This window comes from Halomonas aestuarii (assembly GCF_001886615.1).
GTDB classification, from domain to species: domain Bacteria; phylum Pseudomonadota; class Gammaproteobacteria; order Pseudomonadales; family Halomonadaceae; genus Halomonas; species Halomonas aestuarii.
Genome location: NZ_CP018139.1, coordinates 2,863,689 through 2,878,184, shown reverse-complemented (window position 1 = coordinate 2,878,184; position 14,496 = coordinate 2,863,689). Strand labels below are relative to the sequence as shown.

Annotated in this window: 11 protein-coding genes and 1 other RNA gene; 7 read left to right on the top strand and 5 right to left on the bottom strand. The window is 66.3% G+C overall.

Annotation, left to right across the window (positions count from 1 at the left end):
- Positions 1-123 precede the first annotated feature (123 nt).
- Both BOX17_RS13405 and ffs read right to left on the bottom strand, forming a co-directional pair.
- Positions 124-837, bottom strand: a complete 714-nt coding sequence (locus tag BOX17_RS13405; RefSeq protein WP_071945350.1) for a tellurite resistance TerB family protein — start codon at positions 835-837, stop codon at positions 124-126.
- A 256-nt stretch (positions 838-1,093) separates the two neighbouring features.
- An RNA gene (ffs, locus tag BOX17_RS13400) (signal recognition particle sRNA small type) lies at positions 1,094-1,190 on the bottom strand.
- A 237-nt stretch (positions 1,191-1,427) separates the two neighbouring features.
- Here ffs and BOX17_RS13395 point away from each other — a divergent pair.
- Positions 1,428-3,428 (top strand): hypothetical protein, encoded by a 2,001-nt coding sequence (locus tag BOX17_RS13395; RefSeq protein ID WP_071946884.1) that lies wholly within the window; start codon positions 1,428-1,430, stop codon positions 3,426-3,428.
- A gap of 196 nt (positions 3,429-3,624) precedes the next feature.
- A complete protein-coding gene (locus BOX17_RS13390) occupies positions 3,625-4,389 on the top strand; it encodes a TlyA family RNA methyltransferase (RefSeq protein ID WP_071945347.1) in 765 nt (254 codons plus the stop codon).
- Positions 4,390-4,465: 76 nt separating this feature from the next.
- Here the strand turns inward: BOX17_RS13390 and mscK are convergent, their stop codons facing one another.
- Positions 4,466-7,849, bottom strand: coding sequence for a mechanosensitive channel MscK (mscK, locus tag BOX17_RS13385; RefSeq protein WP_083582230.1), 3,384 nt, complete (start codon positions 7,847-7,849; stop codon positions 4,466-4,468).
- 223 nt (positions 7,850-8,072) lie between these two features.
- Between mscK and BOX17_RS13380 the strand changes: the two genes are divergently transcribed.
- The 5 genes from BOX17_RS13380 (at position 8,073) to BOX17_RS13360 (ending at position 10,748) form a co-directional block, all read left to right on the top strand.
- Complete coding sequence (locus BOX17_RS13380) at positions 8,073-9,128, top strand: phospholipase A (RefSeq protein WP_425268698.1); 1,056 nt, start codon at positions 8,073-8,075, stop codon at positions 9,126-9,128.
- An 83-nt stretch (positions 9,129-9,211) separates the two neighbouring features.
- The gene (locus BOX17_RS13375) at positions 9,212-9,544 is read left to right on the top strand and encodes an ElaB/YgaM/YqjD family protein (protein ID WP_071945343.1); all 333 of its coding nucleotides are present in this window, start codon (positions 9,212-9,214) and stop codon (positions 9,542-9,544) included.
- Positions 9,544-9,939, top strand: a complete 396-nt coding sequence (locus BOX17_RS13370; protein WP_071945341.1) for a phage holin family protein — start codon at positions 9,544-9,546, stop codon at positions 9,937-9,939. The genes BOX17_RS13375 and BOX17_RS13370 overlap by 1 nt, the downstream gene beginning before the upstream one ends.
- A complete protein-coding gene (locus BOX17_RS13365; protein WP_071945339.1) occupies positions 9,926-10,204 on the top strand; it encodes a YqjK-like family protein in 279 nt (92 codons plus the stop codon). The genes BOX17_RS13370 and BOX17_RS13365 overlap by 14 nt, the downstream gene beginning before the upstream one ends.
- Positions 10,205-10,292: 88 nt before the next feature.
- Positions 10,293-10,748 carry a CopD family protein gene (locus BOX17_RS13360; RefSeq protein ID WP_071945337.1) on the top strand — a complete coding sequence of 152 codons (456 nt, stop codon included), beginning with the start codon at positions 10,293-10,295 and terminating at the stop codon, positions 10,746-10,748.
- A gap of 100 nt (positions 10,749-10,848) precedes the next feature.
- Here the strand turns inward: BOX17_RS13360 and BOX17_RS13355 are convergent, their stop codons facing one another.
- A complete protein-coding gene (locus tag BOX17_RS13355; RefSeq protein WP_071945335.1) occupies positions 10,849-12,096 on the bottom strand; it encodes an ATP-grasp domain-containing protein in 1,248 nt (415 codons plus the stop codon).
- Between the two features lie 360 nt (positions 12,097-12,456).
- Positions 12,457-14,448 carry a hypothetical protein gene (locus BOX17_RS13350; protein WP_071945333.1) on the bottom strand — a complete coding sequence of 664 codons (1,992 nt, stop codon included), beginning with the start codon at positions 14,446-14,448 and terminating at the stop codon, positions 12,457-12,459.
- Between the last annotated feature and the right edge of the window lie 48 nt (positions 14,449-14,496).

Genomic DNA, 14,496 nt, shown 5'->3' with positions numbered 1-14,496 from the left:
CCCGGGCAGATCCCGCAACTCGAGTGAGCGTCACGCGCATGACGCGTGACGTGGAAGGCGATCTCCCTCATGCGGGTCGGTGTCTCGCGAGGTCGGTGGCCATCGCCTTACCGTCGACCCGACTCAGGCCCCCAGGGCCTGGCGCTCGAGCTCCTGCCGCATGGCATCGTCCAGTCCCAGCGCGCCACCCAGCTGGTCGAGCCAGGCGCGCTCCATGGGATTTTGCTCGTCGATCACCGCCACGCTGACCAGGTACATCTCCCGGGCCGCCTGGGGCGAGTCCGCCCGGCGCGCCAGGGCCTCGGCGTCCAGCGGGGCGATGAGCTGCTGTTCCACCCAGTCGTGCAGCTCGGCATCGGCCCCCATGGCATCGATCTGCTCGGTCAGGAGGGCTCGCTCCCGGTCGTCGATATGGCCATCGGCACGGGCCGCCATGATCACCGCCTGCAGCAGTTCCAGGCTTCTCTGCTCCCGGGACGCGCCCTCGAGACGGTCCATGGGCTGGCCCTCCCTGGCCTCGTCCTTCCCCGCCCCCCCGCGAGAGTTCTCCCACGCCTTCCAGGCGAGGATGCCGACACCGGCGATGGCGCCGTACTTCAGTGCCTTGCCACCCATCTTGCGGCCGCGCTTCGAGCCGATCAGCAGCCCCAGGGCACCGCCACCCAGGAGACTCTTCACGTCGACCCCACTCCCCCGCGTCCCCTGGCTGGCGCCTCCACCGCCTAGGCTGGAAGAAAGGCTGCCGACCAGTCCCTGGACGTCCAGGCCGACTGCGTTCTGCTGGCGGCCGCTTCCGGCCTGCTTCATGACCTGCTCGAGAATGCTCCTGGCGTTCATGACCCGCTCCTGATGACATCGTCAGGGCTTCGATAGGCAGAACCGGAATAGGTTTCACGGCTCGTCATATCCTGGCGGACGATCGCCTCGGGAAGACGACAGGCTCGGGAAGACGACAGGCTCAGCCCGGAGATCGGCACGATCATGTTCACTGAAAACAGCGGGCAAGGGGGGAGGCAAGACGGGAAAGGCAAGGCCGAAAGTCGGACGACGTCAGGAATCACCGAGGAGGTGCGGAAGCCCGAAATGGAGGCGGCCCCGACAGCCACATCCCGGCACACGCGTCCACCACTACCGTTGCTCCCTTCCGGGCCTGGCGGGATTTGCGGTCTAGCGTTGCGGGAGGACCGACGGGGCCACCACAGCAGTCGGTAATGCGCAGAGGACACTACCGAACCCCGACACCTGATCATGCCGATGTCGAGCGGTGGGCACTATACCAATGCCCCTTCCCGGCGACAAGGGCAGATGCAGGAAGCGGACGCTTGATTTCTATGTTCATTACAGGCGTCATGGAGAGCATGACAGCCCGACGACAAGGAGTCCGTGTGACGACCTCACGTGACACGACCAAGAGCCAACGCACCGACCTGGCGAGAACGAGCGACGAGCTCACCGGCCTTCTCAAGCAATTTGACGATGCCGTCAAGCGCCTCGACGATGCAGGGGACGTCGCCAAGCCGGGCAAGTTACCCGATGTGCTCATCACCGCCCGGCAGGTGATGTTGCACGAAGGCGGGTGCGAGGCCATCGAGCAACGCGCCCGTGCCTTCGAGGAGGCCGGGGTCTTCCGCGGCTCCGACTGGGAAACCCCGCAGTTTCTCGTGCCCTCCCTCACGCCCCATGCGCTGAAGAGTGCCGACCCCAATACCGTCGTCATCGAGGCCCTGAGCGAGCTGCGGCTGCTGGCCGTGGCCAAGGGCGACTACCGGCACCCGCATGTCTCCATGGAACAGTCGCACCATTACCTGACCCAGGCGATGGCCATCAACCTGCGGCTGCTGTTCGGCGCCCCCACCGAGGCGGAGCGCGAGACCCAGGGGGAGATGGCACAGGTGCCACGCCACCTGTTCAGCCATCTGGCCGAACGTATCGGCTACGAACACATCATCGACCGGCTGATCGAGGAGATCTGGCGTATCCTCGAGCAGCGTCCCATCCAGGTGGATCCGGTCAAGCAGATGATCACCCAGATCGCCGTCTGCCAGGCCAATCCCGACATCGACCTGGGCGCCAGCGGCCACGGTGCCGACCGCCTGGTCAGTTCGCTGTTCGGCCCGACACGGGCCTGCCGGGAAGACCCGGGCCTGGAGGTCTACCGCGAGCGCCTGTCGAGCATGGATGTCCCCGCCCTCCAGGGCGAGGCCACCGGCTTCGCCCGGGCCATGCACGACACCGGCCTGGTCTCCGCCTACCATCCCGTGCTGCTGCGCCACCTGCTGGACCACAGTGACCACCTGCTGGCAGAAGCGCTGGGGCTCTCGTCCACCGGTCGTGACTGCCTGCTCTGCTATCGGGAACTGGCCCATGCGCTGATCCGCGGGGGCATCTATCCGGCCACCGCCCAGGCGGTCTATGGCCTGGCGTTGACGCTGGAGCGCGGCATTCTCTATCAGCCACCCGTGGCCCCGGCCATGTGGCGACAGCTGAAGCTGACCCTGTCGGAGTGGTCCCAGGCGCGCATCAACCTGGCCTACGGCGAGACCGTCTCGCCACGCGCCCGGCTGCTGGAAGGCGTGCTGTGCATGCTGGGCCTGCCGCTGGGCGTGGGCCAGGGCAACAACCCGACCTGCCAGTCGGCCCGGGCCCTCTCCATGTGGGCCTACAACGACCCGGACTACCTGCTGCAGATGGTGACCTGGGCGGCGCGTGATGACGATATCATCATCCATTTCGAGGGCATGCCGCTCTCCTCCATGGCCAGCCTCTCCGGCGTGGCCCAGACGCTGCCCATGGACCTCGACCCGGTGTCGCTGATCGTGGTGCCGCACCTGGATCGCATCTATGCCGAGATGGGCCGGCGCTGCATCGGTCGCGAAGGCGATCCGCACCGCTGGGTCAACCCGGAGTTCCATGGCTGGTGGTCCGGGCGTGGCTTCCGCATCAACGTCGACGTGGAAACGGGGAAACTCAAGGATCTGGATGACTTCCTGCGCCACTTCTATGCCAGCTACCACCCCTACTACAACGGCAACCAGCCGCTGATCCATCCCCAGCCGGCGGGCATCGCCGTCACCGACAGCGCCGCCCGCTTCATCGGCTGGCACGCCATCACCATCCTGCGGGTCACCCTCGACCCCGACGACGAGATGCGGGTCTACTTCTTCAACCCCAACAATGACAGCGGACAGGACTGGGGCGACGGCATCAAGGTGAGCACGGCCGATCACGGCGAGCGTTTCGGCGAGTCCTCGCTGCCCTTCGAGCAGTTCGCCTCGCGGCTCTACATCTATCACTACGACCCGCTGGAACCGGGAGAGCTGGCCAAGATCACCCAGGAGGAGCTGGACCGGGTGACGGGCTATATCCACCGCAGCTGGGGCAGCGACCGGATCTCCCCCGCCGACCTGCAGGCCAGCCGAGGGGCGTAGCCCCCTTCCCTCGGGCGCTTCTCTTCACGCCCTTTCCCTGCGTCACGTCCGGCGCAACCCGGCGGCCTGCTTCCAGGCCGCCGGATTGCCATGGTGGCCACCGGCCGAGCCACCCCGGCAAGGCCCATGCTCCTTCCCGACCGATCGACGCGGTATGCCATAATGGCGCTTCCGTCCACGCCTCGCCGGAGCCGTCATGCCACGTCTCGACCAGTTGCTCGTCACCCAGGGCCTGGCCCGTTCCCGGACCCGCGCCCAGCGGCTGATCCGGCATGGCCGGGTGCGCCTGGCCGAGGGCGGTGAGCCACTGAGGAAACCCGCCGAGAAGCTCGCGGAGACGACGGGCCTGAGGGTGGAGGACGACCCCGAGGAGCGCTACGCCTCCCGCGCCGGGCTAAAGCTGGAGGCGCTGATCGAGACACTGGGGCTCTCGCTCTCGGGACGCCTGGTGCTCGACGTGGGCCAGTCCACCGGCGGCTTTACCGACTGCGCCCTGCGCTTCGGCGCCCGCCATGTGATCGGCGTGGAGGTGGGCCACGACCAGCTCGATGCCCGCCTGCGAGAAGACCCCAGGGTGACCTGCCTGGAAGGGCTCAACGCCCGCAGCATGGCGACCGAGCCTCGCCTGCAGGCGTCCTTCGCTGCCCTTCAGGCCGCGGGGCCGGACCTGGCCGTGATGGACGTCTCCTTCATCTCCCAGACGCTGATCCTGCCCGAGCTGGCCGCCCTGCTGCCGACGGGCGGGGCGCTGGCGAGCCTGGTCAAGCCGCAGTTCGAGGTGGGCCCGGGAGGCGTCAATGCGCGCGGCCTGGTGACCGACGCCCGCCACTTCGCCGAGGTGGAGGCACGCATCCGCGGCGCCTGCCGAGAGCTCGACCTCGAGATCCTGCACTGGCAGCCGAGTCCGCTGCTCGGCGGCGACGGCAACCGGGAATTCCTGCTGCACGCCGTGAAGCGCTGAGCTGAAGTACTGAGGTGAGGCGCCGAGGGTAGGGGGCCTCCCACCGCCAGGCCCCTCCCCTGTCACCCCCGCGACATCACCGACCGGCGTCGCCGCCATCGCCACCGCCCGCATCGATATCCCCTGGATCGCCCTTCGCCCCCGGGCCGGGATGGTCGGGGGCGCCGAGCTGCCCGGACGAGACGCTCTGCACCTTGCTCGCCTCGCCGCCGGCACGATGCAGCCAGACGTCGAGCTGGTTGAAGGCGATGTCGATGCCATGCTCGGCGAACAGCTCGCCGACCCGGCAGTTGATCTCGTCGGTGGCGAACAGCCGGTCGCCCAGGCTGTTGACGAAGATCCGCAGCTCGAAGTCCAGAGTGCTCTCCCCGTAGCTCATGAAGAACACCTGGGGCTCGGGGTCGGCCAGGACCCGGGCATTGTCATCGGCCGCCTGACGCAGCAGGCGGTGCACCAGCCGGTGATCCGAGCCATAGGCGACCCCGTAGGTGAGCACCACCCGGGTGATCGTGTCGGAGAGCGACCAGTTGATCAGCTGGTCGGTGATGAAGGTCTTGTTGGGAATGATGATCTCCTTGCGGTCGAAGTCGGTCACCGTGGTGGCGCGAATGCGGATCTTGCTCACCGTCCCGGTGAGGTTTCCCAGGGTGATGGTGTCGCCGATGCGCACCGGCCGCTCGAAGAGGATGATCAGACCCGAGACGAAGTTGGCGAAGATCTCCTGCAGGCCGAAGCCCAGCCCCACGCTCAAGGCCGCCACCAGCCACTGCAGCTTGCTCCAGGAGACGCCCAGGGTCCCCAACGCCGACATCACCCCCCCGCCGATGATGGCATAGGCGAGCAGCGAGCTGATGGCATAGGCGCTGCCCTGCTTGAGCTCCAGCCGCGAGAGCACCATCACCTCGAGCAGGCCCGGCAGGTTGCGCGCCATCATCAGGGTCAGCACCACCACCAGCAGCGCGGTGATGATGTCGGCCACCGAGACCATGCTGGTGAGCGACTCCGCCGCCTGGCCCTCCTCGGGGGCGACGAGGGTGACCTGCTCCAGGTAGCTGAAGACCGAGAGCAGGTCCGCCCACACCAGGTAGAGCACCAGAATGAAGCCGATCAGCAGGATCAGCTTGGAGAGGCGCAGCGACTGCTGGTTGACCTGCTCCATGTCCAGCGGCGGCTCCTCGATGACCTCCTGCCCCTCCACTCCCTCCTGGGCCTGGGCCTGTCGCCGCGCCAGTGCGCGGCGATAGGCCAGTCGCCTGGCGGCCACGGCCAGGCCGCGAATCACGGTGGCCTCCACCAGGACCCAGAGGCCCAGCAGGTAGAGCGAGATGACGAAGCGTCCCACCAGGCTCAAGGCGGTGTACTCGAAGCCGTAGACGATCAGCCCCGCCATCGCCAGCGGGACCATCGCGATGACGAGACCCAGCAGCAGGCGGAACATCTTGACCCCGAAGAAGGGCACATGGGCCAGGATCAGCTTGGCCAGCACGAAGCTCATGGCCAAAAGGCCCAGCAGCAGCAGGGTCAGCCCGACCGGTCGCTGGTTGAGCTCGATGGCCGCATCGCGGGCCAGGGGGGCGATCAGCAGGACCGGCACCAGCGCCACGCCCAGCCACAGCAGCCAGCGGCGCAGGGCAGCCGCATAGCCGGCGGGCCAGTGAAAGTGCCGCGTGGCGACCCCGCCCGACCACAGCAGGTTGCGCGCCCAGGTGAGCACGGCCCAGGCCAGGGCCAGCTGAAGCAGCGCCAGCCCGATCCCCTGCCCCACACCCTCCGTGCCCAGCACCAGGGCGAGCCCCCCGGCCAGAAGGCACAGCGGACCGGGCAGCGCCAGCAGGGCATTGAGCGCCACCGCCTCGGGGGTATGCCCCTGGGAGTCACGGCTGAGGCGACCGACTTCCTGGTGCAGGTGCGCCAGCCGCTCCCGGATGCGCCGTCGAAGGGCGACCACCCCCAGCGCCACCAGCAGGATCGGCACGCCGAGCAGGGCCCGGGCATCAGGCAGACGCCAGTTCACCGGCAGCACAGTACGCCACTCCCCCTCGCGCCACTCCGTGGCCAGGTTCTGCGGCAGGTTGCTCAGCCAGGCCAGCCCCAGGGGACGGGTATTGGCGATCCAGAACAGCTGCTCGTCGATGGTGGCGCGCAGCTCCTGACTGGTGGCCAGCAGCTGCTGCTGGTTCAGCTGCAGGTCGATGGCCGCGCTGAGCATCTCGCCATAGGCCTTCTCCATCTGGTCGACCAGCTCGCGACGGGCCTGGTAGAGACGCAGCAGGGAATCGACCAGCCCCGGCGACGCCTCGGCGTCCGCCTCCTCGATCCGCTGTCGCGCCAGCTTCTCGCCCTCGCGCAGCTGGTCACGCTGGCGGCCGAGCTCGAACTGCTTGAGGTGCAGGTCGGCGATCTCGTCCTGCAGGCCCCGCCGCACTTCAACACGGGGCAGCGTCAGGCGTTGCTCGCGCAGGATCCGGGACAGCAGCATGCTGCCCCGGATGGCGTCGATCTGTTCATTGAGGTTGCGCTGGAGCTGGCGCACCCGGTCAAACTGACGCCTCACCTCGAGGCCTTCCCGCACCAGACGATTGGCCCGGTCGGTGGCACGCAGCAGCTCGAGGCTCATGGTGCGGTTGATCTCCCGGGCATGGCGCACCACGGGATGCCCGATGACGCCCTTGCCCTCGTCACCGACCGCCTCGGCGATGGTCTGCTCCGACTCCTCGCGACGGCGACGATCGATGATGCCCTGGAGCATGGTCAGTCGTGCCTCCTCGCTGGCCACCTGGCGCTCGAGCAGGTCCTTGTGCTCCTGATCCAGTTCACGCAGTCGACTGTTGGTCTCCAGCTGGCGCTGGTGCAGCTTCAGGGTCTGCTCGGCCAGTTCCCGTTCGATGCGCAGCTTCCAGCGTGTGGGATCGTCCTCGGCCACCTGGCCATCGGCCAGTTCCTCCAGCTGGCGACGCCGCTCCTCGACCGTCTGCATCGCCTCGCCGATCGCCTGCTGGGCCCGCTCCGGCAGGGTCTGGGCATTGAGCAGCCGCGACGTCACCTCGGCCAGGGTGTCCTGAAAGTCCGACAGGGCCTGCTCGGTGTTCTGGCGGCGTTTCTCCAGCGCCTCGACGGACAGGTCCTCCAGGTCCGAGAGGGACGTCTGCTGGCCGTCCTGCTCCATGTCGCGCAGCTCCCGCTGGACGCGCTGCAGTTCCCTGGGGGCCTTCTGGACCCGGGCCTCGAGGCTGTCGAGCTGCTCCCGGACCGCCGCGAGTCGCTCCAGGCCACCGAGGGCCGCTTGCAGTGCCTCGAGGTCGCGCTGGACATCATCGGCGGGCGTTTCTCCCTCGGGCGGCTGGCGCTCCGCGATGCGCGACTCGATCGCCTCGCGGGTGGGTAGCGCCCGGGAGGCCTCGTCCTGCTGCACGGCGACGTCCTGGGCCAGCGAGGGCGTGGCGACGGCCAGCCCCACCATCAGGCACAGGAGGATCAACACCAGTGGGTTGCGCAGGGCAGATCGGCGACGGAGGTGATGATCGAAGGGATTCAATTGCCAGCCTCGGTTATGATGGAGCCACGCACGATTCTCGACCCGTCAAGGCAGCAAGGCAATGGCTGCCTGTCGCCTCGGCAGCACAGTTGACTTGCCGGTCAGGCGTGATAGAAACGCTCCGTTAACTTCCACAAGGTGCCTGGCCATGATGTCTGCGCGATCTTCCCTGTTCACTGCCGCCCTGCTGATGGCGAGCCTGACCGGCACCGCCTTGGCCGATGAGTCGCTGAGCGAGCAGGAGCGTCAGGCCATCGAGGCGCGCCTCGCGGCACTGCAGGAGGAAATGGGCCGGCTGCGCGAGCGGTTGCAGGAAGGCGAGGCCACGACCGACCAGGCGGTCGCCCGAACCGAGGCCCTCGCCGAGGACGCCGCCGAACAGGAACTCGAGGAGGCGGTGGACGAGCGCCGCCAGCTCGAGCGCGCCTCGGCCAAGAATCCCTATGCGATCACCACCCATCGACGCAACTACTGGTTCCCGGTGACCTACAACACCCATCCGAACGATGAGGGCTTCAGCGACCTCAGCGACCGCAACAATTTGGACCGGGCGGAGATGAAGTTCCAGTTCAGCGTCAAGTTCAACTTGGTCGAGGACCTCTTCGGTGACTTCGGCGGCGACCTGCATTTCGGCTATACCCAGCGCAGCTGGTGGCAGGCCTATAACGGGGATGCCTCCTCGCCCTTCCGCGAGACCAACTACGAGCCCGAGGTGTTCATCGACTTCGATAACCACACCTCGCTGCTGGGCTGGACCAACATCAACAACCGCCTGGCGTTCAATCACCAGTCCAATGGCCGCTCCGGGGCGCTGTCACGCAGCTGGAACCGGCTGATTCTCCAGTCCACCTTCGTCAACGACGACTGGGCCCTGGTGCTGGCGCCGCACTGGCGCATCCCGGAATCCGAGGAACAGGACGACAACCCCGATATCCACAAGTACCTGGGGTATGGCGACATCACCCTGGCCCGGCGCATCAACGGCGACAACGAGCTCAGCCTGATGATGCGTGGCAACCCCGACCTCGGCAACATGGGCACCGAGCTGGACTACTCCTGGCCCCTGTTCGGCAGTATCCGCGGCCATGTGCAGTACTACCATGGCTATGGCGAGAGCCTGATCGACTACGACAAGCGCACCCACCGCCTGAGCCTCGGCTTCAGCCTCAACCCGCTGTTCTCCGCCGGCAGCCTTGAGCCGTGAGGGGACTCAGGCCAGGGCCGGATGCATAGCACTCCGACCGGCTGCTATGCTGATCCTGTCACTCACCGTCCAAGGAAGACACGATGGCCAGTCAACACTCCCGCACCAGTGAATCCACCCAGCAGCTGAAGGAAGACCTGCAGCACCTCACACAGACCATCGAGGAGCTGGTCAACGCCACTGCCGATGACTCCCGAAGCAATATCAAGGAATTGCGTGATCGGGCCGAGAAGCGCCTGAAGGATACCCGCGAGCGGCTCGAGGCACGCGGAGAACGCCTCTATGGCGAGGCGCGCGACAACGTGACCCAGCAGGCCGACGCCTGCGACCGCTATGTCCACGACAACCCCTGGACCAGCATCGGCATCGGCGCCGCCGTAGGGGTGGTGGTCGGCATGCTGATCGGTCGTCGCTGATGGCGTCGAGCCAGGGACCGGCTCAACGGCTGTTCGGTGCGGGCAAGCGCCTGCTCGGCAGCCTGCTGGCCACCGGCGAGACGCGCCTGCGCCTCGCCGTGCTCGAACTGGAGGAGGAGCGCGCCCGGCTGTTCGGCCTGCTGCTGCTCGCCGGCCTGAGCCTCATCCTGCTGCTGCTGGGCATCGGCGTGCTCACCGCCCTGGTGATCGTCGCCTTCTGGGAGACCCACCGCCTGGCCGCCATCGGGGTGAGTGCCCTGGTGCTGCTGGGCAGTGGCGTCCTGCTGGCCCTGAGGGTGATGCAGCTGGCCCGACGCCGCACCCTGCTGGCCGGCACCCTTCGCCATCTGGCCACGGATCGCGAACTGGTGGAGACCTCCCGTGAACCGCACTGAACGCCGGGCCCGCAAGGCCGCCCTCGAGCATGCGATCGAGCAGCAGCGCATCGACCTGCTGGTGGCGGCCCGCCGCTGGCAGACGGCCGGACAGGTCATCGACAACGGCTGGCAGGCCGTGGTGCGTTTCAAGACCCCGCTGCTGATGGTCGGCGGGGTCCTCCTCTATCGCGGCCTGCGCCGCCCCGGAGGCGCGATTCGCCTGGCCCGCCGCCTGACCACCGGCGCCCTGGTCGCCAAGAAGGCCCGAGACCTGCTGCGCTGAGTCACGCCGCCGGCCCCCGATCCCCTCCCGTCCGCTGCTAAGCCCCAGCGGCCTTCCCCCGGCGCCATGGCGCCGAAGGAGTCATGTCATGTCCCTTGCCATCAGCCTGCATCTCCTGGCCGCCGTCGTCTGGGTCGGCGGCATGTTCTTCGCGTGGATGATCCTGCGCCCGGTCGCCGGGCAGCTGCTCGAACCACCCCAGCGGCTGACGCTCTGGTACCACGTCTTCAAGCGCTTCTTCCCCTGGGTATGGGCCAGCATGGCCGTGCTGCTGGCGACGGGGCTGTGGATGCTCTTCGGGGTGTTCGGCGGCATGGGCGGCGCCGGCTCCCATGTCCACCTGATGCTGGTGACGGGGCTTGCCATGATGGCGATCTTCCTGCACGTCTGGTTCGCGCCGTTTCCGCGCCTGGGGCGCGCCCTGGCCGGCGAGGACTGGCCCGAGGGCGGCCGGCAGCTGGCCCAGATCCGGCGACTGATCGGTATCAACCTGATCATCGGGATGATAACGGTGGTGGTCGCCTCGGGTGGCCGCTATCTGTGACGCCTCGGCCCGCTGAGGCATTCACCCACGAAAAAGGCAGGGCGCGAGCCCTGCCTTTCGTCACCTTGCCGCCCATGACATGGCGGCCTGGATCGTCTCACTAGACGTAGAAGTCCAGGTCCTCCTGGGCCTTGAGCAGATCCCGCATCTTGATCGGGTCATCACCGTAGAAGAACACCAGGCCCCAGTGCGTGCCGAAGGCCGAGCGATCCGGCACCGTCTCCTCGGTTGGCGGGACCAGTTCATGGAAGTCGAAGTAGGGATGCTCGACGGTTTCCTTGGGCATCTCCAGCTTGCTGACGACGCGACGACGCGGATACACGCCGAAGCAGCCCGCATAGCCCTTCGCATCGACCACCTCGCGGGGGAAGAAGTTGGCGACCTCCTCCTTGGTGCTCTTGGGATCGAAGACCAGCATGGAGGCCTGGTAGGCGCTGAAGCCGTAGGCACGCTCGATGAGCTCGAAGGCCTTGAAGCCCGGCGGGCGATAGGCCACCTCGCCGAAGTACATCTCGCCGTCCGCGGTCACGAAATACTCGGGGTGAATCAGACCGAACTGGATGTCGAACGTCTTGATCAACTTCTCGATCTGCTTGGTGATGGCATTGCGCCAGCTCTCGAGCTCGTTGGTGGCGGGAACGAAGACCGAGTAGCCCAGCGTCACGTATTCGGAGATGTTGAGGAACTGGATCTTGCCATCGTGGATCCAGGCCTCGACAGCGAACTCCCAGCCATCCAGGTGGCTTTCCATCAACAGCGGATACTCTTCATCCGGGATGTACTCGATCTCTTCCATCGTGCGGATCATGCGATGGCCGAGGCAGCCGGCCTTGTCGAAGGCCTTGACGTGAATCGGGTCATCGGGATCGCCATCGAGCTTGAGCAGCGTCTGGTTGACGCGCTTCATGAAGCGAACGACGTCTTCCTTCTCGTGGGCCTCCTCGAAGATCCCCACGCGAATGCCGCCCAGCTGGGCACGACGCTTCATCAGCGCCTTGTCGCGGAACAGGATGGATTGCCCGTACATGCGCGGGTTGTCCATCAGCACGGAGTTGATCGCGCCCGACCATTCCACGGTTTCCTCGAACAGGGGGATGGCGACATCGACGCCTTCCTCCTTGAGTCTCTGGGCGATCTCCATGGATCGATCATTCAGACGGATGAAGTCCCACGGAATGAAAGGAATCTTGTTGGCCGTGCAGAAATCCTCAGCCCATTCGGGCGCCACGACCACGTAGCGACGGTCGAACTTCTGCGCCGCCTTGATGGCATTGACGCTCCAGCCGAGCAGGGCGATGTAGCCCTTGTTGGGATCCTTGGGTGTTTCCGTTCCGCGAACCGAGTCCATCGAAGGATCGGTCCAGGCGGCAATCTCCGGGGGTAATTCGGTTACTGATTCCGGCGTCGTCATTCGATATTCTCCTTGGGGGGTGTGCGGAAGACCTGCACTCGGATCGGAGCGTACTCGGTGATCTGAGCCGCCAGGCACTCTGTTTCACATGCGATGTTTCACAAACGGTATTTCACGAACAATGATCGACCCGACAGGATGTGCGGTCCGGCTGGAAGACGTGGCCATGCCACGCTCCAAGCCTCAGCATTTCCGACCGTGTCAATCAAGTATAGCGGCTCTGCCAACGAATAGGAAACCGCGGCAGATGGCCTGTAACTGTTTGATTCCAATAAACCATTTCTCGGAATCGTTGAACTAGCGTCCCGCTGCCCAGCTGTCCTGGGCCAGACGCATGACGCGGCCCACTTCCTCCACCGGGACGACGGCGGGATCGCCCTTCTCCAGCGGGTCATAGTGAAAGACATAGAGCCGCGAGACGAACTCGGCAACGGGCAGCGAAGCCTCACCATAGAGCTCGCCATGACCCTGGGTCGAGGTGATGATGTCCTGCCCCCAATTCTGCCCGCTGTCGTTGTTAGGATTGAAGAAATACACACGCATGATCCCGTTCGTATCGAGGGCAAGTCGCTGGATCGTGATCGCGTGCCAGCCGAGAAATCGCGTGGCGCTATCGGTCACGGCAATGCCCGCAGGCTGCGGATTGATGACCGGAATATTGCCGTTGTAATACGGGTGATATGCCGCATAGAAGTCCCGGATGAATCCCTCGAAATCCTTCAGTCCTCCCGTGAAGACATCGACCGCGATGCGGAATCCGTGACCGACCTGCTCGCCATGGAACTCGGCATTGACCCACTTGTGCGGATCCTCTCCTCGCCCGGCACTGCGGCGTCCCATCTCGAAGTAGATGCGATCGAGATGCGGGACCGTCAGCAGGGAGACGGCGTCCACATCCACGGGGGGTTCGCTCGCCAGACCGGCCCCGAGTTCCCGCGAGGAAATGTTGTGGCCCTCGAAGCGCATCACGATCTCGTCATCGCGGGCCGCCCAGGCCAGGATCCGCAGCAGATCGGCAGGCGCACTGTAGGCCCACATGGACAGGGCGCGGGTGGACTGGCAGGTGGGGTAGTTGCCCTGACCCACGCCAAGGGGATGACCGAGGACGTTCAGGACGTCGGCAAGCAGGAAGCACTCCGGAGCGCGACGGGTCCCGAAGACACCGACGATCTTCTGGGCCGCCGCCTCGCACAGGGTCAGCCTCACCTGCCGCCACAGCGACGGCGCCACCGGTGGCGAGTAGAGGATGCCCCGCTCGAGCATCATGGCGAGGCCGTAGACCGCCTGGCTGGTCTCGACGAACAGGGCCTCGTCGATCAGGGTGTGAATCAGCGCCGGGTAGCAGTGAAAGGCGTCTGCACCGGTGTAGCTGAGGCCCAGCGCCGTGGGGATCAGGGCGTTCCACCGGGTGCGCAGATAGCGAATGAAGCCCGGCATGTAGGGCGAGACAAGGCCGGTGCTGTGCATGGCCTGGGCGAAGGCGATGGCCTCCTGCAGCAGCGTCGCATCGTCCATGACCGCCAGCCGCTCGGCATAGGCGTCGAAACCGGGGTCCTCGCGACAGCCCTCTGTGGGACTGAACACGGCGTTGATGAGCTGCAGGGCATCATCCCCGACCTCGCCCACCATCGCGCCAGGCGTGTGCAGGCAGGCGGCGATCTGGGTCACCATGTGCTTCACGCCGTCGACCTGCACCGGGCGTTGCGCCAGCACCCGCCATACCTCGGCGACCAGATGTTCCAGGAGGTTCTCGTAGCCCAGGTAACGCAACAGGTAGTGATAGAGGTTCTGGACGGCGACTCCGAGCCGGTCGGGCCGCAGGCGGTCGCCCTCCTGCAGATCGCTGACCACGAGGTCGAGGTTCATGGCCATCACCTGAGCAAGGAAGTGATGGGCATGCTCTGCGGAGATCGAGGGGTGGTGATAGTCGCCGTTGGCCACCGCCAGCAGACGAATCTGACTCAGGCTCTCCACCAGGGTGGCGACCGGATCGCCATGGCGCACCGTTTTGACGGCCAGCGACGGCACGAGCGTCTGGGGATAATCCCAGTCGCTGCCGCGGAAGAACCCGGCGGCCTCGAGCGCCGGCACCCTCGAATAGAGGACCTCCATCCCCCTGGCATCGAGCATCAAGGCACGGGCCGGTTCGAGGACCTCGAAGACCGGCGACACGCCCGTCTCGCCGTTGGCGGCGGCCAGGCGCTCGATGGCGACGTCGAGCTGCTGCACTGGCGGAGTGCCGGCGGCACTGCCATCGTGGGGGGGCGAGTCGTGGGGGCCAAAGCTCATCCCCTCACTGTCCGTCCTACCCTCGGACATGTCAAACACAGGGACGGG